16 protein-coding genes are annotated in these 21,211 nt (G+C 71.6%); 10 read left to right on the plus strand and 6 right to left on the minus strand.

Annotation, left to right across the window (positions count from 1 at the left end; translation table 11 throughout):
* Positions 1 to 92: 92 nt before the first annotated feature.
* From kdpB to BLW78_RS06635, 5 genes are all read left to right on the plus strand, one after another.
* A complete protein-coding gene (gene kdpB / locus BLW78_RS06615) occupies positions 93 to 2,183 on the plus strand; it encodes a potassium-transporting ATPase subunit KdpB (protein WP_091677803.1) in 2,091 nt (696 codons plus the stop codon).
* 21 nt (positions 2,184 to 2,204) lie between these two features.
* Positions 2,205 to 2,810 carry a K(+)-transporting ATPase subunit C gene (locus BLW78_RS06620; protein WP_091677806.1) on the plus strand — a complete coding sequence of 202 codons (606 nt, stop codon included), beginning with the start codon at positions 2,205 to 2,207 and terminating at the stop codon, positions 2,808 to 2,810.
* 185 nt (positions 2,811 to 2,995) lie between these two features.
* Positions 2,996 to 5,713 (plus strand): sensor histidine kinase, encoded by a 2,718-nt coding sequence (locus BLW78_RS06625; RefSeq protein WP_091678268.1) that lies wholly within the window; start codon positions 2,996 to 2,998, stop codon positions 5,711 to 5,713.
* On the plus strand, positions 5,710 to 6,438 hold the full coding sequence (locus BLW78_RS06630) for a response regulator (RefSeq protein ID WP_091677809.1): 729 nt from the start codon (positions 5,710 to 5,712) through the stop codon (positions 6,436 to 6,438). Before BLW78_RS06625 ends, BLW78_RS06630 begins: the two co-directional genes overlap by 4 nt.
* A 45-nt stretch (positions 6,439 to 6,483) precedes the next feature.
* Positions 6,484 to 6,930, plus strand: coding sequence for a PTS sugar transporter subunit IIA (locus BLW78_RS06635; protein ID WP_091677812.1), 447 nt, complete (start codon positions 6,484 to 6,486; stop codon positions 6,928 to 6,930).
* A gap of 16 nt (positions 6,931 to 6,946) precedes the next feature.
* Here the strand turns inward: BLW78_RS06635 and BLW78_RS06640 are convergent, their stop codons facing one another.
* From BLW78_RS06640 to BLW78_RS06650, 3 genes are read right to left on the minus strand one after another with little or no spacing between them, the layout of a single operon-like run.
* On the minus strand, positions 6,947 to 8,287 hold the full coding sequence (locus BLW78_RS06640) for an NCS2 family permease (RefSeq protein WP_091677815.1): 1,341 nt from the start codon (positions 8,285 to 8,287) through the stop codon (positions 6,947 to 6,949).
* Positions 8,287 to 11,022, minus strand: a complete 2,736-nt coding sequence (locus BLW78_RS06645) for a molybdopterin-dependent oxidoreductase (protein WP_091677818.1) — start codon at positions 11,020 to 11,022, stop codon at positions 8,287 to 8,289. Before BLW78_RS06645 ends, BLW78_RS06640 begins: the two co-directional genes overlap by 1 nt.
* The gene (locus tag BLW78_RS06650; protein WP_091677822.1) at positions 11,019 to 11,858 is read right to left on the minus strand and encodes an FAD binding domain-containing protein; all 840 of its coding nucleotides are present in this window, start codon (positions 11,856 to 11,858) and stop codon (positions 11,019 to 11,021) included. Before BLW78_RS06650 ends, BLW78_RS06645 begins: the two co-directional genes overlap by 4 nt.
* 173 nt (positions 11,859 to 12,031) lie before the next feature.
* Here BLW78_RS06650 and pucL point away from each other — a divergent pair, with 173 nt between their 5' ends.
* Positions 12,032 to 12,874, plus strand: coding sequence for a factor-independent urate hydroxylase (pucL, locus tag BLW78_RS06655; RefSeq protein ID WP_091677824.1), 843 nt, complete (start codon positions 12,032 to 12,034; stop codon positions 12,872 to 12,874).
* Positions 12,875 to 13,287: 413 nt separating this feature from the next.
* Positions 13,288 to 14,772, plus strand: coding sequence for a methyl-accepting chemotaxis protein (locus BLW78_RS06660; protein ID WP_091677827.1), 1,485 nt, complete (start codon positions 13,288 to 13,290; stop codon positions 14,770 to 14,772).
* A gap of 25 nt (positions 14,773 to 14,797) precedes the next feature.
* Here BLW78_RS06660 and BLW78_RS06665 read toward each other — a convergent pair whose 3' ends face one another.
* Positions 14,798 to 15,517, minus strand: coding sequence for an HWE histidine kinase domain-containing protein (locus tag BLW78_RS06665; RefSeq protein ID WP_091677830.1), 720 nt, complete (start codon positions 15,515 to 15,517; stop codon positions 14,798 to 14,800).
* A 215-nt stretch (positions 15,518 to 15,732) separates the two neighbouring features.
* A complete protein-coding gene (locus tag BLW78_RS30910; protein ID WP_139215618.1) occupies positions 15,733 to 15,921 on the minus strand; it encodes a hypothetical protein in 189 nt (62 codons plus the stop codon).
* A 996-nt stretch (positions 15,922 to 16,917) separates the two neighbouring features.
* Between BLW78_RS30910 and BLW78_RS06670 the strand changes: the two genes are divergently transcribed.
* Both BLW78_RS06670 and BLW78_RS06675 read left to right on the plus strand, forming a co-directional pair.
* On the plus strand, positions 16,918 to 18,546 hold the full coding sequence (locus BLW78_RS06670) for a methyl-accepting chemotaxis protein (RefSeq protein WP_091678271.1): 1,629 nt from the start codon (positions 16,918 to 16,920) through the stop codon (positions 18,544 to 18,546).
* 36 nt (positions 18,547 to 18,582) lie between these two features.
* On the plus strand, positions 18,583 to 19,533 hold the full coding sequence (locus BLW78_RS06675) for a substrate-binding domain-containing protein (protein WP_091677833.1): 951 nt from the start codon (positions 18,583 to 18,585) through the stop codon (positions 19,531 to 19,533).
* Positions 19,534 to 19,581: 48 nt separating this feature from the next.
* Here BLW78_RS06675 and BLW78_RS31995 read toward each other — a convergent pair whose 3' ends face one another.
* Positions 19,582 to 19,710, minus strand: coding sequence for a hypothetical protein (locus tag BLW78_RS31995; protein ID WP_280142451.1), 129 nt, complete (start codon positions 19,708 to 19,710; stop codon positions 19,582 to 19,584).
* 55 nt (positions 19,711 to 19,765) lie between these two features.
* On the opposite strand from BLW78_RS31995, the gene BLW78_RS06680 reads away from it, so the two are divergent.
* On the plus strand, positions 19,766 to 21,208 hold the full coding sequence (locus BLW78_RS06680; protein WP_091677835.1) for a cytochrome ubiquinol oxidase subunit I: 1,443 nt from the start codon (positions 19,766 to 19,768) through the stop codon (positions 21,206 to 21,208).
* The last annotated feature ends 3 nt before the right edge of the window (positions 21,209 to 21,211 follow it).

Here is a 21,211-nt window from a genome sequence, read left to right on the forward strand (position 1 = left end):
GATCGCGCGCGGAGCGATGCGCGGCCCTGGGTTGCTTCGCTCCGCTCGCAAGGACGGCAGCCTCACTTCAATCTCTCCTCCGGACATCTCCCATGTCGCGTCAGACGTCATCCCTGTTCAGCGCCGCCCTGATCGGGCCGGCCCTCCTCGGCTCGGTACGAAAACTCGATCCGCGGGCCATGATCCGAAACCCGGTCATGTTCGTGGTCGAGGTCGTGGCGCTCCTCACCACCGTGCTGTTCGTCCGCGACCTCGTCACCGGCGGCAGCGACCTGCTCTTCTCGGGCCAGATCATCCTCTGGCTGTGGTTCACCCTGATCTTCGCCAACTTCGCCGAGGCGCTCGCGGAGGGTCGCGGCAAGGCCCAGGCCGACAGCCTGCGGCGCACCCGCACCGAGATGACCGCCAAGCGCCTCATTGGGCAGGGCCGGGCCTTCGAGACGGTGCCGGGCACCTCGCTCAAGGTCGGCGACGTCGTCCTGGTCGAGGCCGGAGACCTGATCCCCTCCGACGGCGAGGTGATCGAGGGCGTGGCCTCCGTGAACGAGGCGGCCATCACGGGCGAATCCGCCCCGGTGATCCGCGAATCCGGCGGCGACCGCTCGGCGGTGACCGGCGGCACGCAGGTCCTCTCGGACGAGATCAAGGTCCGCATCACGGCCGCGGCCGGCTCGACCTTCGTCGACCGGATGATCGCGCTCGTGGAGGGCGCCTCGCGCCAGAAGACGCCGAACGAGATCGCCCTGAACATCCTGCTCGCCGGCCTCACCCTCGTGTTCGTCTTCGCGGTGGCCTCGATCCCGAGCTTCGCGAGCTACGCGGGCGGGTCGATCCCCGTGATCGTTCTGGTCGCCCTGTTCGTCACGCTGATCCCGACGACCATCGGCGCGCTGCTCTCGGCGATCGGCATCGCCGGGATGGACCGGCTGGTCCGCTTCAACGTGCTCGCGATGTCGGGCCGCGCCGTGGAGGCGGCGGGCGACGTCGACACGCTGCTCCTCGACAAGACCGGCACGATCACCCTCGGCAACCGGCAGGCGACCGAGTTCCGCCCCGTTCGCGGCGTCAGCGAGCAGGACCTCGCCGACGCCGCGCAGCTCGCCTCGCTCGCCGACGAGACGCCGGAGGGCCGCTCGATCGTGGTGCTGGCCAAGGAGAAGTACGGCATCCGCGCCCGGGACATGGGCGGCCTCAACGCCACCTTCGTGCCGTTCACCGCGCAGTCGCGGATGTCGGGGGTGGATCTGCAGGGCACGTCGATCCGCAAGGGCGCGGTCGACGCCGTCATCGCCTCGGTCTCGGGCCAGCCCATCGCCTCGCGCGGCTCCAACGTCGCCCTGGCCGTCCGCCCCGAGGCCGAGACCGGCGTCGTGACCGAGATCCGCGCCATCGCGGAGGAGATCGCCAAGGCCGGCGGCACGCCGCTCGCCGTGGCCAAGGACGGCCGCCTGCTGGGCGTGGTCTACCTCAAGGACATCGTGAAGGGCGGCATCCGAGAGCGCTTCGCCGAGCTGCGCCAGATGGGCATCCGCACGGTGATGATCACCGGCGACAACCCGATGACCGCGGCGGCGATCGCCGCCGAGGCCGGCGTCGACGACTTCCTCGCCCAGGCGACGCCGGAGGACAAGCTCGCGCTGATCCGCAAGGAGCAGGCGGACGGCAAGCTCGTCGCCATGTGCGGTGACGGCACCAACGACGCCCCGGCGCTGGCCCAGGCCGATGTCGGCGTCGCCATGAACACCGGCACCGTCGCGGCCCGCGAGGCCGGCAACATGGTCGACCTCGACAGCGACCCGACGAAGCTCATCGAGATCGTCGGCATCGGCAAGCAGCTGCTGATGACCCGCGGCGCGCTGACGACCTTCTCGATCGCCAACGACGTGGCCAAGTACTTCGCCATCATCCCAGCGATGTTCCTCACGCTCTACCCGCAGCTCCAGGCGCTGAACGTCATGGGCCTGGCCTCGCCGCAGAGCGCGATCCTGTCGGCGATCATCTTCAATGCGCTCATCATCGTCGCGCTGATCCCGCTGGCCCTGCGCGGCGTCACCTACCGGGCCGTCGGCGCGGCCGCGCTGCTGCGCCGGAACCTCCTGATCTACGGCCTCGGCGGCGTCCTGGTGCCCTTCGTCGGCATCAAGGCCATCGACCTCGCCGTCAGCGCCATCCACCTCGCCTGAACCGGCCCTCGGAGACCTGCCATGCTCAAACAGCTTCGCCCTGCCCTGGTCCTGCTCACCGCCCTGACGGCGATCACGGGCCTCGCCTACCCCCTCGCGATGACTGGCCTCGCCAGCGCCATCTTCCCCGCGAAGGCCGCCGGCAGCCTGATCGCGCGCGACGGCACGGTCGTCGGCTCCAGCCTGATCGGCCAGAACTTCACGGGAGCCGGCTACTTCCACGGCCGGCCCTCGGCGACGACGGCGCCGGACCCGTCCGACGCCGCGAAGACGGTGCCGATGCCCTACAACGCGGCGAACTCCTCGGGCTCGAATCTCGGGCCGACCAGCGCCGCCCTCGCCGAGCGGGTGAAGGGCGATCTCGACGCGCTCAGGGCCGAGAACCCGGATGCGCCCGTCCCGGTCGACCTCGTCACGACCAGCGGCTCGGGCCTCGACCCGGACATCTCGCCCGAGGCCGCCTACTTCCAGGTTCCCCGCGTCGCCAAGGCCCGCAACATCCCGGCGGACAAGCTGCGCGCGCTGGTGTCGTCGCGCATCGAGGCGCGCACCCTCGGCCTCCTGGGTGAGCCGCGCGTCAACGTGCTGGCGCTGAATGTCGCGGTCGACGATCTCGCCCGTCGCTGAGGCGCGCCCGACAGCAGGGGGGACCCCGAAGCTGCGCTGCGGATTCCGCATCGTCTTCGCGAGCGGAGCGAAGCAATCCAGCCGCGCCACGCGCACCGGCGTCCCGCTGCCCTGGGTTGCTTCGCTCCGCTCGCGATGACGCGACCATCCCGCGTTGTCCGCGGCGTTTTGCTAAGATGGCGATCATGCCCGAGACCGGCCGCGACCCGACCCGCCCCTCCCCCGACGCCCTGCTCGAAGCTGCGCGCCGGGAGGAGCGGACGCGCGGCCGACTGAAGGTGTTCCTCGGCGCCGCCCCCGGGGTCGGCAAGACCTACGAGATGCTGACCGTCGGCCGGGCCCGGCTGAAGGCGGGGACCGACGTTGTGGTCGGCGTGGTCGAGACGCACGGCCGGGCCGAGACCGAGGCCCTGCTCGACGGCTTCGAGACGATCCCCCGCCGGTCGGTGCCCTATCACGGCACCGTCCTCCAGGAGATGGACCTCGACGCGCTGCTCGCCCGCCGGCCGGCCCTGGCGCTGGTCGACGAGCTCGCCCACACCAACGCCCCGGGCTCGCGCCACCCGAAGCGCTACCAGGACGTCGAGGAGCTCCTCGACGCCGGCATCGACGTCCTGACGACGCTCAACATCCAGCACGTTGAGAGCCTCAACGACGTGGTCGCGTCGATCACCCGCATCCGGGTGCGCGAGACGGTGCCGGACGGCGTTCTCGACCGCGCCGACGACATCGAGGTGGTGGACCTCAACCCCGACGACCTGATCCAGCGCCTGAAGGACGGCAAGGTCTACGTCCCGACGCACGCCGAGCGCGCGCTCAAGCACTACTTCTCGCGCGGCAACCTCACGGCGCTCCGCGAGCTGGCGCTCCGGCGCACCGCCGACCGGGTCGACGACGAGCTGCTCGGCCACATGCGGGCCAACGCGATCGCCGGTCCCTGGGCAGCGGGCGAGCGCGTGCTGGTCTGCGTGAACGAGGACCCCCGCTCCGCCGGCCTCGTGCGCCACGCCAAGCGCCTGGCCGACCGCCTGCACGCCCCCTGGACGGCGCTCTCCATCGAGGGCGCGCGGGCGGCAGCCCTGAGCGAGGCCGAGCGCGACCGCATCGCCGAGGCCCTGCGGCTCGCCGACCGCCTCGGCGGCGACGCCGTCACCCTGCCGGGCGGGCGCCGGATCGCCGACGACGTGCTAGACTACGCCCGCTCGGCCAACGTGAACCACATCGTCGTCGGCAAGGCGAACCGCTCGTGGCTCTTCGAGCTGGTCAACGGCTCGGTTGTGTACGACCTCGTGCGGCACAGCGGCGCCATCAGCGTGCACGTCGTCCCCGGCGAGGCCGTCCCGGACGAGAAGCCGGTGCGCCGCGCCGTGGCGGTGACCGCGCCGCGCCCGGGGCGCGACGCGCGGCCCTACGCGATCGCACTGGCGGCGATCGCCGCGGGCCTCGGCGCGGCCATCGTCGCGGAACCCTACGCGGGCGTCGAGAACGCCGACCTGTTCCTGCTGACCGCGGTCGTGGCCGTGGCGGTGCGCTGGGGCCTCGGGCCGTCCCTCGTCTCGGTGGTGGCGGCCTCGCTTGCCTACAACTTCTTCTTCCTGCCGCCGGTCTACACGCTCACCATCGCCGATCCGACCAACGTCGCGGCGTTCCTGCTCTTCACCCTGGTGGCCGTCCTCGTCTCGAACCTCGCCTCGCGCGCCCGCCGCGTCGCGGTGGTCAGCCAGGGCCGGGCGCGGGCCACGGAACGGCTCTTCGGCTTCTCGCGGAAGCTCGCCGCCTGCGGCACCCTCGACGACGTGCTCTGGGCCACCTGCGCCCAGGTCGCCGCGATGCTGAAGGTGCGCGTCGTCCTCCTGCTGCCGGACGGCCAGGCCGTCACGGTGCGGGCGGGCTACCCGCCCGAGGACATGCTGGACGAGGCCGATCTCGCGGCCGCGCAGTGGGCCTTCGACAACGACCGGCCCGCGGGCCGGGGCGCCGACACGCTGCCGGGCGCCAAGCGCCTGTTCCTGCCGATGCGGACCGGGCGCGGGACGATCGGGGTGATCGGCCTCGATTCCGACGGCACCGGGCCGATCCTGTCGCCGGAGGGCCGCCGCCTCCTCGACGCCCTGGCCGACATGGGCGCTCTGGCCATCGAGCGGGTCCGGCTCGTGGAGGATCTCGACCGGGCCGAGCGCGCGGCCGAGACCGACCGCCTGCGCCAGGCGCTGCTCACCTCGATCAGCCACGACCTGCGCACGCCGCTCGCCTCGGTCCTGGGCGCGGCCAGCACGCTGCGCGACCTCGAGGCGGCGCTCCCAGCCGACGCCAAGGCGGAGTTGCTGGCCACGATCATCGAGGAGTCGGAGCGGCTCAACCGCTTCATCGCGAACCTCCTCGACATGACCCGGCTGGAGGCCGGCGCGGTGGCCCCGAACCTCTCCGCGCAGGACGTGGCCGAGACGGTCGACACCGCCCTGCGCCGCACCCAGAAGATCCTCGCCGAACACCGCGTCGCCGTGGAGGTCGAGGCCGACCTGCCGCCGCTGGCGCTCGACCCGGTCCTGTTCGAGCAGGTCCTGGTCAACCTCCTCGACAACGCCGCCAAGTACGCGCCCGAGGGCTCGACCGTGACGGTGCGCGCGCGCCGCGCGGACGACCGGGTCCGGATCGCCGTGCTGGACGAGGGCGACGGCCTGCCGGAGGCGGATGTCGAGCGGGTCTTCGACAAGTTCTACCGCGTCCGGAAGGGCGACCGTGTCCGGGCCGGAACGGGGCTGGGCCTCGCCATCTCCCGGGGCTTCGTCGAGGCGATGGGCGGCACCGTCACGGCCGAGAACCGCCCCGACCGCGGCGGCGCCTGCTTCACCGTCAGCCTGCCGGTTCCGGCCCGGAGCGCGCCCAGGGACATCGCCGCATGAGCCCCACGATCCTCGTCGTCGACGACGAGCCGCCGATCCGCAAGCTCCTGCGCATGGGTTTGGCCACGCAGGGCTACGCGATCCTGGAGGCGCCCGATGCCCGGACCGCCCTGGCGCTGCTCGGCCGGGAGGGCGTCGATCTCGTGATCCTCGATCTCGGCCTGCCCGACATGCGCGGCCACGACCTGCTGCGGTCGGTTCGATCGAGCCGTCCCGACCTCCCGGTCGTCGTGCTTTCGAGCCGCGACGACGAGAGCGGCAAGGTCGAGGCGCTCGATCTCGGCGCCAACGACTACGTGACCAAGCCGTTCGGCATGGCGGAGCTGCTGGCGCGCCTGCGGGCCGCCATGCGCCACCAGCTCGCCGCGCGGGGCGAGCGGCCGATCTTCCGCGTCGACACCCTGTCGGTCGATCTGGTCCGCCGGATCGTGAAGGTCGACGAAGCTGAGGTGAAGCTGACGCCGCGCGAGTACGATTTCCTGCGCGTCCTGGTCCTGCATGCCGGCAAGGTGCTCACCCACGCGCAGCTGATGCGCTCCGTGCCGTCCTCGTCCGATCCGCAATACCTGCGCGTCTACGTGCGCCAGCTCCGCCAGAAGCTGGAGGCGGATCCCGAGCGCCCGCGGATCTTGCTGACCGAGACCGGTGTCGGCTACCGCCTGCGCGCGCCCGACGACGAGCCGGCCCCGCCGCACCGCGGCGCCGGCGGCGCGACCGCCCACTGATCCCGAGGACGACCCGATGTGTCCCAGCGCCCGCGATCCCGCGCGATGAGTGTGGACCGGATCCTCGCGCCCTCCGACGCGCTCGTCGGCCTGCGCGCCGCCGGCAAGGGCGCGCTGCTCGAGGAACTGGCGCGCCGCGCCGCCGGCGCCCTCGGCCTCGCCGCGGAGACGATCCTCCCCGCGCTGATCCGGCGCGAGAGCCTGGGCTCGACCGGGATCGGCGACGGCATCGCCCTGCCGCACGCGCGGCTCGAGGGCATCGCGCGCCCCTACGGGATCCTGGCCAGGCTCCGCGACCCGATCGATTTCGACGCGGTCGACGATCGGCCGGTGGACCTCGTCGTCCTGCTGCTGCTCCCGGCCGTCGCCGAGGGCGAGACGCTGAACGCGCTGGCCTGCGTGGCGCGGCGCCTGCGCGACCCCGGGGCCGCCGCGGCGATGCGCGCCGCGCGGGACGCGGCGGCGCTCTACGCGGCCGCGACGGGCCGGTAAGGGCGCCGCGCGGCCGTCAGTGCGCGCCGCCGGTCTCGACGAACTTGAACAGGAAGACCGCCGCGATCACCCAGACGATCGGCTTCACCTCCCGGGCGCGGCCCGCCAGCAGCTTCAGCGCCGCGTAGGTGATGAACCCGCAGGAGACGCCGGTGGCGATCGAGTAGGTGAAGGGCATCAGCAGGGCCGTGACGCAGGCCGGCACGACCTCGGTGATATCGTCCCAGTCGAGCTCGACCAGCTCGCGCAGCATCAGGCAGGCGACGTAGAACAGCGCCGGCGCCGTGGCGTAGGCGGGCACCGCGCCCGCGAGCGGCGCGAAGAACAGGCAGGCGAGGAACAGCACCGCCACGGTGGCGGCCGTGAGCCCGGTGCGGCCGCCCTCCTCGACGCCGGAGGCGCTCTCCAGGTACGCCGTCGTGCTCGACGTGCCGAGGAGCGAGCCCGCGAAGACCGAGACGGAATCGGCCATCAGCGCCCGGTCGAGGCGGCGCATCTTCCCGTCGGTCAGGAGCCCGGCCCGGCTCGCCACGCCCATCAGCGTGCCCGTGGCGTCGAACAGCTCCACCAGGAACAGGACCAGGATGACGTGGAGCAGGCCCGCCGAGAGGGCACCCGGGATGTCGAGGGCGAACAGGGTCGGGGCGATCGAGGGCGGCAGGGAGACGATTCCCTGGAAGGTGTTGCCCGCGAAAACGAAGCTCAGCGCCGTGACGGTGAGGATGCTCGACAGCAGCGCCGCCCGCACCTTCCGGGCGGAGAGGACGGCCACCATCAGGAAGCCCAGCACCGCCAGGATCGCCTCGGGCTTGTGCAGGTCGCCGAGGGTGACGAAGGTCGCCGGGCTCGCCGCGACGAGGCCGGCGTTCTTGAGCGCGATGATCGCCAGGAACAGGCCGATCCCGACCGTGATGGCGATCCGCATGGAGCGCGGGATCCCCTCGACGATCAGCGCGCGCAGGCCTGTCAGCGTGACGATCAGGAAGCACACGCCCGAGATGAACACCGCGCCGAGGGCGGCCTGCCAGCTGAAGCCGAGCTGCTGGACCACCACGTAGGTGAAGTAGGCGTTGAGCCCCATGCCGGGCGCGAGGGCGATCGGGTAATTGGCCCAGAGCGCCATGATCAGCGAGCCGAGCGCCGCCACGAGGCAGGTCGCCACGAAAACCGCGCCCCGGGGCATGCCGGCATCCCCGAGGATGCTCGGGTTGATGAAGACGATGTAGGCCATCGTCAGGAAGGTGGTCAGCCCCGCCAGAACCTCCGTGCGCACGCTGGTGCCGTGCTCGGCCAGGCGGAAGGTGCGTTCCAGGAAGCCGGGCCTCGCCGCCGGCACCGCGTCCCGCGGGCGGTCCATCACGCGAGCCCGGCCCGGCCGGCCGCGACGGCCCGGTAGATCCTGTCGGGCGCGAAGGGGGTCGCGGTCAGGCGAGCCCCAGTCGCGTCCCGGATGGCGTTGCCGAGCGCCGCCGCCACCGGGTTGAACGGCGACTCGCTCATCGACTTGGCGCCGAGGGGGCCGACGCTGTCGTGGGTATCTGCGAAAAGGACCTCGGTGTCGGGCACGTCGGCGCAGGCGGGGATGTGGTAGTCGCGGAACGTCTGGGTAACGAGGCTCCCGTCCGCGGCGACCTGGACGTCCTCGTAGAGCGCCGCGCCGAGCGCCTGCGCGATGCCGCCCTCGACCTGACCGCGGCACTGCATCGGGTTGATCACCCGCCCGGCATCGGCGGCGTGGACGCTCCTGAGGATCTGCACCGCGCCGCTCACCGGGTCGACCGCCACCCGGAAGGCGTGGACGTTGAACGCCACCGAGCGCGGGCTGCCGTCGGCCCGGCCGGTCGCGTCCAGGGGACCGACCGCCGCCAGCGTGACCGGTCCGGCCGGCGTCTCGACCTGCTCCCCGTCGAAGCGGCAGGATTCCGGGGTCGCGCCCGCGATCTCGGCGGCCCGCGCGCGGATCCGGAGCGCGAGCGCCTCGGCGGCGCGCAGCGTCGCCAGGCCCGCCACCACCGTGCCGGTGCTCCCGTAGGCGCCGGTGTCGTGCCCGACGATATCCGTGTCCGCGCCCGCGACGCGGACACGTTCCGGCGCGGCGCCGAGCGCCGAGGCCGCGATCTGCCGATGCACCGTGCTGGTGCCGTTGCCGAACTCGGCCGTCCCGACGCGCACGGTGAAGTGCCCGTCGGCGTCCAGGCTGACCCGCGCGTCGGCGTGGTGGCCGCGCGGCGGGATCGTGTCGATCATCGCCATCGCCATGCCGGTCCCGGCGCGCCAGCCGGGTTGCGGCTCGGGCCCCGGATCGGCCCGCAGCGCGTCCTCGACCAGGGTGAGGCACTGGTCGAGCCCGTAGCTGCCGAAGATCACGTCGTGCGGTTCCAGGCTATTCGACACCATGGCGTCGCCCGGCTTGACGGCGTTGCGCCGCCGCAGGGTGAACGGGTCGATGCCGAGTTCGCGGGCGACCTCGTCCAGGGCGGATTCCAGCGCGAAGATCGTCTGGCTCAACCCGTAGCCGCGGAAGGCCCCCGCCGGCACCGTGTGGGTGTAGACGGCGCGGCCGCTCACCTGCTTGTTCGGGCAGACATAGGCGGCCAGCACCTCGTGGCAGGCGTGGTGGATCACGCCGCCCGCGTGGTTCCCGTAGGCGCCGGTATCGGACAGGACGTCGAGGCTCAGCGCCGTGAGGGTGCCGTCGCGGCGGGCGCCGACCTTCACGTCCACCCGCATCGGGTGGCGCGTCGTCGTCCCGACGAACTGCTCCCGGCGGGTCAGCTCCCAGCGCACCGGCCGGCCGGTGTGCAGGACCGCCAGGGCGACGAGATCCTCGGTCAGCATCTCCTGCTTGCCGCCGAAGCCGCCCCCGACCCGCGCGCAGACGACGCGCACCGCGTCCTTCTCGAGGCCGAACAGGTCCGCCAGCGCGTCCCGGGTCAGGAACGGCACCTGGGTGCTGGTGCGCAGCGTCAGGCGGCCGTCCTCGGCGCGCCAGCCGACGCAGCCGTGCGTCTCCATGGCGGCGTGCTGGACGCGCTGCGACCTGAACGTCCCGGCGTAGACGAAATGGGCCTCGGCGAGGCCCGCCTCCACGTTGCCGACCGCGCCGTGCACCTCGCCGGCGAGGTTGGGATGCTGTTCGAGGGGCGGCGCGTCCTCGCCCGGGCAGTCACGGGGATCGTGGACGCGGGCTGCGTCGGAGTCGAGGGCGCGCTCCGGATCGAGGAGCGCCGGGCGCACCTCGTAGGTCACCCGCAGGGCGCGGCAGCCGGCCTCGGCGGCGGCTTCCGTCTCCGCCACCACGGCGGCGACGCGCTGCCCGACGAACCGCAGGATCGGGTCGAGCACCCGCGTGTCCGAGGCGTCGTCGCGCGGGTCCTCGTGGCGGGCGGTCGAGAAGGGGCGCGTCGGCGCGTCGGCGTGGGTCAGCACGGCCACGACGCCCGGGACGGCGCGGGCGGCCGTCGCGTCGATCGCGACGATCCGGGCATGGGCGTGCGGCGAGCGCAGCACCTTGAGGTGGAGCGTGTCGCCGAGCGGTGCGTCCATCGTGAAGCGGGCGCGGCCGGAGACGACCAGCGGCGCGGCCGGTGCCGCGAGGTTGCGGCCCACAGGATCGCCGCAGCCGCCGCTCTCGATCGAGCGCGCGCCGCCCGCGATGGCCTCGCGTACGGCGCGGTAGCCGGTGCAGCGGCAGAGATTGCCCTTGAGGGCGGTGCCGAGATCCTGCTTCTGGCCCTGATCGAGGCGCGCCGCGGTCATGATCATGCCGGGCGTGCAGAAGCCGCACTGGAAGCCCTGGGCCGCCAGGAAGGCTTCCTGCATCGGGTGGAACGCCGCCGGCTCGGCCGCGTCGGCGCGGCAGGGACCGGCCAGCCCTTCGATCGTGGTCACGCTCCGTCCCTCGGCGCGGAAGGCCGGTACCAGGCAGCTGTGCACGGGCTCGCCGTCGAGATGGACCGTGCAGGCGCCGCAATCGCCGGCGTCGCAGCCCTTCTTCACGCCGAACCAGCCGGCCTCGCGCAAGTAGGTCCGGAGGCACTGCCCGGCTCTCGGCGCGCCCTCGTGCGCGGACCCGTTGATCGTGAGCTTCATGACGCGGCTCCCGGCGACGGCGCCGCGTCGAGCGACCCGCGGATCTCCTCGGCGAAGTGCCGGGTCATGTGGCGGCGCCAGTCGGGCCGCCCGTGGACATCGTCGTGGTAGAGCGCGTCCGGGATCGCCTCGTCCAGCGCCCGCATCAGCGCGGCCGGATCCGGCAGACCGTCGAAGGCGAGGCGGAGCGGTCGTTTGACGGAGGCCGTGACCGTGAGCGCGAAGGCGCCGTCCGCGCCGCGCGTCCCGATCAGCAGCGCACCGGAGCGCCCGTTCGGGCTGAGGCTGATGCGGCGGAAGGCCGTGCGGCGCGCGAGCGCCGCGGTCGGCATCGACAGGCTCCGCAGGATCTCGCCCGGTGCCAGGGCGTTCCGCTGCGGCGCGAGGACGAAGTCGAGGATCGGGAGCTCCCGCTCGGCCGCGTCGGCGGACCAGATCGTGCAGGTCGCGTCGAGGGCCGTCGCGAGGGCGATCATCGGGCCGGCCGGGAGTGCGAGACAGACGTTGCCGCCGACCGTGGCCACGTTCCAGATCTTGAAGGAGCCGAGCAGCGCGCGGCAGCACTGGCCCACCAGCGGCGCCGCGTTCCAGCCCGGCGGCAGTTCCAGCCGGTCGAGCTGGGCGATGGTGCAGGTCGCCGCGAGGGTCAGGCCGTCCGCGTCGACCGCGTGCGGTGGCCATCCGAGCGCCGCGAGGTCGACGAGGCGCCGCATCCCGACCTGCGGCTCGGAGAACAGCCACGTCCCGCCTCCCAGGCAGGCATCGCCGTCCGCCCAGGCGGGAAGCTCGGTCCGACTCCGCGGCCGGACGACGGTCTCGATCGTGTTGAGGTCCATGCCCGCTCGCCGGTCCGAGGCCGGTTCGGCCCGGCCCGACACTATGCCGGTTCTAATCGGGCCCCGGTCAAGCCGCGCCGGCAACTTCGAACCTTGGCGCCCCCACGCACGTCGGCCTAGGATGAATCAGATTTGCGTGAGATGGCCGGCGGCGGTCCGGATCGGAGATCCCCATGGCCCTGACGGCATCGCGGTACGGCAAGGAACGGGTTCGCGTGCTGCGCCTCGCCCGCGACGGCGACCACCACACGCCGCGCGAGCTGACGCTGTCGGTCATGTTGACCGGGCGCTTCGAGGCGGCCTGGACAGAGGGTGACAACCGCGCCTCCATCGCTACCGACAGCATCCGGAACATCGTCAACGTGACGGCGGCGCGGCATCTCGGGCTCGACGCCGAGGGGTTCGTCGCCGCGGTCGCACGGGTGCTGCTCGAGACCTACCCGCAGGTCGAGACCGTCACGATCGACGCGGAGGAAGTTCGCTGGCTCCGCCACGCGATCGCCGACGCGCCGCACAGCCACACCTTCACGCGCGACGGGAACGGCGCCGGCTTCGTGGGGCTCACCGCCGACCGGACTGGGTCGACCCTGCGCTCCGGATTGCGCGGCTACACCTTCATGAAGACCACGCAATCGGGCTGGACGGGGTTCGTGGCGGACCAGTACCGGACCCTGCCCGACACGACCGACCGCATCGCCGCGACCAGCATGGACGCGACCTGGACCTGGGCCTCGGCGCCGCACGATCACGCCGGAACAAACGCCCGCATTCTCGCGACGCTGTTGACCGTCTTCGGCACCACCTACAGCCGCGGGATCCAGGACAGCATGTACCGGATGGGCGAGGCCGCCCTGGCCGCCGTCCCGGAACTGGCCGAGATCGGCTTCGTCATGCCCAACAAGCACTACCTGCCGATCGACCTGACACCGTTCGGCCTCGACAACCCGGGCGTTGTCTTCCTGCCGACCGACGAGCCCTACGGCCGGATCGAGGCGACCATCGGCCGGACAGGTTGATCAGTCCGCGCCGCGACGCCCTTCCCAGATTCCCCACGCATCATCGCGCGCCGCGTCGATCGGTGGGCTGTGGATCAGCGGTGCAATCCTACAACCGCAGGCTGGCAAGCGGCGGGCAAACGCGGGCGACGCACAACGCAAGATAGTCTCGCCCTTGATCTATGCTGTCCCATGGCTTTTCATTAAGTGGGACTGCGCAGTAGGCGGCTCACCGCGATTTTCTTGAGCAAAGCGAACCATTTTAACCGCCGCGCAACGGCATCCCATTATCGAAGCCCTCGCTATAGCCGGGCATCGACAGATTTATGATGTCGCCCGGCGCAATAAAAATTTATCTCGATCAAGAAATTCTTGATCCGACCAGCTCGGTGCGCGCTTCGGCCGCACCCTCATCTCAGGATGCGGAGACATCGATGTTCGAGGGCGTTCTGGCTGGGAGGGATCACGCGGCCAAACTCGCGGCGTTGAGCCGGTCCCTCGCCACCATCGAGTTCGCGTTGGACGGCACGATCCTCGACGCCAATCCGAACTTCCTGGAAGCCATGGGCTACGCGCTCGAAGAGATCCGCGGCCGGCATCACAGCCTGTTCGTCCCGCCGGCCGAGCGGGAGAGCGAGGCCTATCGGGAATTCTGGGACAAGCTGCGGCGCGGCACCTTCGCCAGCGCCGAGTACAAGCGGCTCGCCAAGGGCGGGCGGGAGGTCTGGATCCAGGCCTCCTACAACCCGGTGCTCGACGCGCGCGGCGGACCGGTCAAGATCGTCAAGTTCGCCACCGACATCACCGCCCAGAAGCTCCGCGCCCTCGATCTGGAAGGGCAGATCAGCGCGCTGCACCGCTCGCAGGCGGTGATCGCCTTCGCGCTCGACGGCACGATCCTCACCGCCAACGCGAACTTCCTCGACGCGGTGGGCTATCGGCTCGACGAGATCGTGGGGCGGCATCACAGCCTGTTCGTCGGCGAGGCGGAGCGCGCCAGCGAGGCTTACCGGCTGTTCTGGGCCGCCCTGGCGCGCGGGGAGTATCAGTCCGGCGTGTTCAGCCGCAGCGGCAAGGGCGGGCGGGAAGTCTGGATCCAGGCGACCTACAATCCGATCACGGACGCGGATGGACGGCCCGTCCGGGTCGTCAAGTTCGCCACCGACATCACCGCCCAGGTCCACGAGCGGCAGCAGCGCGCCGCCGCGCAGAGCGCCATCGGCGCCGAGCTGGACGCCATCGGCGACGCCGTGGCGGATGTGACGCGCCAGGCCGACGCGGCGGTCACGCGCGTGGACCGCGTGTCTGGCGACATCCGCTCGGTGGCCACCGGCGCGGAGCAGCTGTCGGCCTCGGTGGACGAGATCAGCCAGCAGGTGAGCCACGCCGCCGAGATGGCCGGGCAGGCCGTGGAGCAGGCGCAGCGCACCGGCCGGATCGTGACCGGCCTCAGCGACCAGGCCGCGCAGATCGGCGCGGTGCTGAGCCTCATCTCCGGCATCGCCGCCCAGACCAATCTCCTCGCGCTCAACGCCACCATCGAGGCGGCCCGTGCCGGCGAGGCCGGTCGCGGCTTCGCGGTGGTGGCGTCGGAGGTGAAGACACTGGCCGCGCAGACGGGGCGCGCGACGGAACAGATCCGCCAGCAGATCGCCTCGACGCAGGCGGCGACCCGGGAGGCCGTCGACGCCATCGACACGATCCAGGGCACGATCCGGACCCTGGACGCGGCCTCGTCGACCATCGCGGCAGCCGTCGAGGAGCAATCCGCGGTGATGCGCGAGATGTCGGGCACCATGCAGACCGCCGCACAGGACGTCTCCGCGATCTCCGGCGGGATGACCACGATCGCGCGGGCGAGCGGCCGTGCCGACCGCGCGACGCGGCAGGTCCGGGAGACCGCGCGGGCTTTCGGCTGAGGCGATCCGGGCGGTCGCCGCCGGGTCAGCCCGGATCGCCGCCTTCGTCCGCGCGCTCGTCCTCGACCAAGCGCCCGATCCGGGGGATCAGCGGGCAGGTGACCGTGCAGCGCAGGCCGTCGGGCTCGAAGGCGAGCGCGACGGTTGCCCGCAGCTCGTAGCTCAGCATCTCGGTGAGCACCTGCATGCCGAAGCCGCGCCGGCTCGGCTGCGCGACGCCCGACCCTCCCGATTCCTTCCAGACGAGCGTCAGGTCGCCGGGCGGGCTCGCCCCGGCGCCGGCGACGGCCCAGGTGACGTCGACGCCCCCCTTCGAGAGACCGAAGGCGCCGTGCTCGATCGCGTTGCTGCAGAGTTCGTGGACCGCGAGGGCCATGAGTTGCGCGGCCTTCGGCCGGAGGCGCACGGTCGGCCCCGCCAGCGTCGCCTGCTCGCCTTCGCGGATCAGGTGGATCATCAGCTCGTCGGAGATGAGCGTGTGCAGGCTGACCTCGCCGAACGTGTCTGCCGCGACCCGCACGCGCGCGATGGCGTCCAGCCGACCTTCGAGATGCGTCGCGTAGCCGTCGACGGTCTCGGCGGTCTCGGCCGAGAGACGCAGGACCGCCCGCAGCATCGCCAGCGTGTCGCGCAAGCCGTGACGCAGACCGTCCGGTGTCCCGGACTCGTCCAGGAGGCGGCGAAGACGGGCGTTGTCCGCTTCGAGGTGCGCGACGCGCGCGGCCATTGCTTGAGGCTCTGCCATGTTCGCTCTCTCAGCGCCGAAAGCCAGGAGGTTCCGTTCAGCTCACATAACGTATCGCGGACCTGCGCCAGCATCACAGACCGGAGATTTTCGCTGAACCGGGCGGGAAGTGCCGGCTCGTGCCCGTCTGACCTGAACACGCCCCGCCGCGGAGCGATCATCGAGCTCCGAGATGCTGTCAGCCAATGCCGGCAATCATTCGTCCAGGTTTCAGGCTACGTTCTGACCAGAGGCCGATCTTCGACGAAGCACCTCCGAGCCGCACGCAAAGCTTCGGCCTTGATCACCCCGAGCGACAGTCCGGCCGCGTCGACGGTCGCGATCATCCCGAGCCGGCCGAATGCCGGATGGCGGTTTCGGCATGATCCGAGCGTCGTCGTCGGGCCCGGTTCGACCTGCACCATCCGCCGGCGATCCGGAAAACGCCAGCGGTAGGGCGGCGGACGCGCCCGCCCAGGGGGCCTCGCATACGCCCCACGCCGGGCCGGAGTCCGACCCTTGTTTCGGTTCGGCTAACCATCCCTGCCCCGGTCGCCTACCCGTGGCCGCACTTCGATGTGTGGGAGACGGATGCGTGGCGGGACAAAGCTTGCGGAAAGCAGGACGGCTGAAGCGGCTCTGGCCCGGGCGCGCGGCTGCCCTTCCGCCGGCACCGCGTTCGCCGAAACTGGCCGACCTGCCTGAACCGCCGCCGCCGCGCGGTCTCACGGCCTCCGAGCTGATCGCCATGGCGCGCCAAGCCCGGGCCATGTCCGATCAGAGGGATCCGGCAAAAACCACGAGCGTTTCCTGAGGTCCGCTGCACGCTGTCGGGAGGTCGTCATGGGGCTGGTCGCCTTCATCGTCTTCGTCTGTCCCTGGATGGGCATCGCCGGCCTGCTGTGGATGCGGGCACAGCAGGCCAAGCCGCTCTGACCGAGGCTCCGTCGCCGCGTCGCCCGGCGATCGTCTCGGCTGCGATATGCCCTCCGAGCAGCCCGCCCGGAGGCACGCCATGGCCCGCGCGTCGGCCTGTATCGAGCCGGTCCTGAAGCTCACTGACGAGCACGGCCGCGCGGCTCTCCGGCAGCGGCAGAATCGGACGCCTAGCAGCTTCCCCTACAATAATGCATCGCCATCTCGCTCGCCATTCCGATATTTGTCTTATATAGTTTGCTCGTGTAAATCATAAGTCTGCCGATATAAGCATATGATCCAGCTTAACCGAGGGTCGAAGCGAAATTTCAAAAATTTTGACACATTTGTTGGCCCATTGAAGGCAATTGATTTTTTCCGGTCCTTAAAATAGACGCACCCTGGTGATCCTTCATAGGGTCAGGATTGTGGTGCCATTCATTATCCGAACAACCCATCGCTGCACCCCGCGTTTCAGAACGATCGTGATCGTCTTCGCAGGGTCGATGACCTCGCTCACATTTGGAATTGTCTACGTCCTGCTATTGCAGGTCGGCGCGATCGACGCTGCCAGCCGCACTCTGGCTCAGGAGATCGGGGCTGTCCGGGCTCTCGGCACCATGAAGCAGCGGACACAGGAGCTCGGTGCGTCGGAACGTCCCGCGCGCGCCGTATCGTCCGAGGCCGACCCTCGGGAGGACATCGACCGGACAATTGAGCCGCACGAGGCATTCCTCAAGGCCTGGACCACCTATGTGGCGACGATCAGGACGGCGGACGAGCAGGAGCGCGCTCGAGGTCTGTGGGACGCGTGGCAGCATTTCCTCGCCGTGGAGGCGGAAGCGGCCGCCCTCGACAGGGCTGGGGAACGCGATCTCGCCGACAGGGTGCGGGCGACGGCGCTTCAGGCCGACGCGGCAGCCGTCGCACGGGATGTCGACGCGCTGCTGACCGACCGCGACGCCTCGGTCGCCGAGCAACTCGGAGCTGTCGACGCCGCCGGCTCGACCTTGCGCCCGAGTCTCGTGGCCGGCCTGTCCGCTGCTGCACTGGCTGCCCTGGTCGCGGTGCAGGCCATCCTGCGCGGCGTCGGGCAGCCGATGACAGCGCTCGCCTGCGCCATGCAGCGACTGGCCGACCACGATCTCACCGTCGCGGTCCCGGCAGCAGCGGGCTGCACCGAACTCGGCGTCATGGCGGCCGCGACGAGAGCTGTTCAGGAAACGCTGCGGCAGGCCGTGTTGCGGGACGCGGAGGCCGATCGGTCGCGCGCTCAGAGCGAGCAGCGCCGCGCCGTGATCGAGCACGCGACCGAGCGGGTCGAGACCACGATCGGTGGCATGGTCGAGGCTGTGTCTTCGACCGCCGCGGCACTGCGCGTCACCGCCGACGACGTCGGCCAAGCGATCCGCGATGGGGCGGTTCGATCGACCACGTTGGGCGCCGCGCTCGCGCAGACGCGATCGAAGGTCCGGCAGATCACCGTCTCTGCCGAGACGTTCGGCGCGGCGGTCGAAGACGTCGGGGCGCAGGCTGAGGCCACCGCGGCCCTGGCCGGAAGCGCCGCGGCGGACGCGGCCCGGACGACCGCCCGCGTTCAGGCGCTGAGCAGCGCCGTCGACCGGATCGGCGACGAGGTCCGCCTCATCGCCAAGATCGCCGCACAGACGAACCTGCTGGCCCTCAACGCCACGATCGAGGCCGCCCGGGCCGGCGACGCGGGCCGCGGCTTCGCGGTGGTCGCCTCAGAAGTGAAGGCCCTGGCCGCGCAGACCAGGGAGGCCACCGAGATCATCGGCCAGCACGTCTCCGAGATCCGAGGCTCGACCGACGCGGCGGTGTCGGCGATCGCGGGCATCACGGCGCGGGTCGAGGACATGAGCCGCGCGGCGAACGCCATCGTCGAGTCCGTGGAGCGGCAGGGTGCGACCGCGCGGGAGATCGTGACGGCCATCGCGGAGGCGACCGACGGCACCGAGGGGTTCGACGCGGAGGGCGCGGGCGTCGCCGAGATTCCCGGGGCGGCCGAGCCCACGACGACGGCCGTGTTGACCGCGGCCGACGGCCTGACCCAGGACGCCGCCCGTCTCGGCGAGGCGCTCGCTGACCTCCTGGAGAGTCTCCGTGCGGCGTGAGGCGGGGCGCGCTGAGAGCGGGACGGAACAGGCCGCATGAACTGGATTGAGTGGGCACGCGGCCGCTCGATCGGCGGGTCGCTCTGGAGGGGATCCCTCGTCCTCGCTCTCGCGGCTTGGGCGCTGCCGGCCTCGGCCACCACCATCGCGTTCCTGACACCGGCAGGCGTCGCCCGGCGCCTGCACGATGGCCTCGACGAGCAGGCGCGCGCGCGGGGCGTCGCGACTCGCTTCGCCTACGCGCCCGACGGTGCGGGCGACGAGCAGATCGCGCAGGCGCGGCGGCTGATCGCCGAGAGAGCCGACGCCCTCGTGGTCGTGCCGGTCGACTCCGCGGCGCGCGAGGAGATCACCCGGCTGGCCCTGGAAGCCGACGTACCGCTCGTCCTCATCGGCCACGGCGCACGGACTGACTGGTTCGCCGGACGCGTCACCCAGGTCGTGCCGAGCGATCTCGTCGCCGGGCGGCTGCAGATGCGGAAGCTCGCCCAGATGTCGGGTGGGGCCGGGCGCGTCGCGATCCTCGCGGGCAGCGCCACCGATCCCGTCTCGGCGCTCCGCAGCAGGGGTGCCAGGGAGGTGCTGGCGGAGAGCCCGCGCCTCCGCCTGGTCGCGGAGGCCGCGACGGATGCGAGCCGCACGACGGCGCGGGCCACCGTCGCCGGGTGGCTCGCCCGAGGCATCGGCATCGACGCGATCGCCGCGACCAGCGACGAGATGGCGCTCGGCGCCGCCGAGGCGGTCGAAGCTGCCAGGATTCCGGCGGGCCGGATCCGCATCGGCGGGGTGGATGCCACCGCCGAGGGCATGCAGGCGATGCAGGACCTGCGCCTCGCCGTGACGATCTTCCAGGACGCGGGCGTCCAGGGCCGGCGCGCGGTCGACGACGCCCTGGCGCTGATCCGTCGCGAGCCGGCTCCGCCCAGCGACTGGGTCCCGTCCGAGCTGATCACGGACCGCATGTCGACCACGCACTTCTCGCGCTAGACCGCGCCGGCGGGCAAACGCCAGTCGTCCCGGCGCCGGTTCGGCCCGTCAGTGCGCCATGAGGCAGCAGAGGGTGCACGCCTGCAGGATGTCGCGGGTGGCGCGGGCGAGGGCCTTGATCCAGCGCAATCGCGCCGACGCCCTCAGATTCACGGCACCGGCCTTGAGCTGAATCAACGCGTCGCGATCCGGGCCACGGCAGAGCTGCCGCGTTCGTCCCCTGGAGACCGCGATGTCCGCTCTCGAACTGCCGAGTGCAGTCAATCTCGCGCGAGCCCAATTCGCGCTCACCGTCGTCTGGCACTTCCTGTTCCCGGCCTTCACCATCGGGCTCGCGAGCTACCTCGCCGTGCTCGAAGGCTTCTGGCTGCGCACCGGGAGGGCCGTCTATCTGGACACCTACCGCTACTGGCTCCGCATCTTCGCGGTTGCCTTCGCGATGGGCGTCGTGTCCGGCCTGGTCATGAGCTACCAGTTCGGCACGAACTGGTCGGTCTTCGCCGACCGGACGGCGCCGGTGCTCGGGCCGCTTCTCGGCTACGAGGTGCTCACGGCCTTCTTCCTGGAGGCGGGCTTCCTCGGCGTCATGCTGTTCGGCCTCGAGCGGGTCGGCAAAGGGCTCCACTTCCTGGCGACCTGCCTCGTCGCCGTCGGCACCCTGACCTCCGCGTTCTGGATCCTCTCGGCCAATTCCTGGATGCAGACACCCACCGGCCACGTCGTCGCGCCGGACGGCCGCTTCAACCCGGCCGACTGGTGGGCGATCGTCTTCAACCCGTCCTTCCCCTACCGCTTCGCCCACACGGTCACCGGGGCCTACCTCACCACCGCGATGATCGTCGGCGCCGTGGGCGCGTGGCACCTGCTGCGGGACCGGGCCAATCCCCGGGCCCGGCTGATGTTCTCGATGGCCATGTGGATGGCCGCCGCTGTGGCTCCGGCCCAGCTGGTGATCGGCGACCTGCACGGCGGCAATTCCTACGCGCACCAGCCCGCCAAGGTCGCCGCCATGGAGGGTCATTTCCGGACGGAGCGCCGGGCCCCCGCGATCCTGTTCGGGTGGCCGGACGCGGAGGCGGGCGCGGTGCGGGGCCGGATCGAGATTCCCGGCCTCGCCAGCCTCTACCTGACCCACGATCTCGACGGTGAGGTCCGCGGGCTCAACGACATGCCGCGCGACCTCTGGCCGACCAACCTCCCCCTGGTGTTCTGGTCGTTCCGGATCATGGTCGGCCTCGGCCTGCTGATGATCGCCCTCGGTCTCGCCGCGCTCTGGCTGCGCCACTGCGGGCGGCTCTACGACACGCCCTGGCTGCACCGCTTCGCGGTCGGCATGGGGCCGTCCGGCCTGATCGCCGTCACGGCCGGCTGGACGGTGACCGAGGCGGGGCGTCAGCCCTTCACCGTCTACGGCGCGCTGCGCACCGTCGACAGCGTGTCACCGGTGGCGGCCCCGGCCGTCGCCGCCTCGCTGGCGGCCTTCGCGGCGGTCTACCTCGCGGTGTTCGGCGCGGGCATCTGGTACCTCCTGCACCTGTTCAATCAGGCGCCGCACGCCCACGAGCCCGGCCCGCCGCCCGGACAGCCGATCCGCACCGCCGGCATCACGCCCGCCCCCGCCCTCGTCGCCGGCGCTCCGACTGCCGGCCGCCCCCTAGCGCAGCCTGCGGAGTAGCCC

It is taken from the genome of Methylobacterium sp. 275MFSha3.1 (genome assembly GCF_900108435.1).
Classification (GTDB): Bacteria; Pseudomonadota; Alphaproteobacteria; order Rhizobiales; family Beijerinckiaceae; genus Methylobacterium.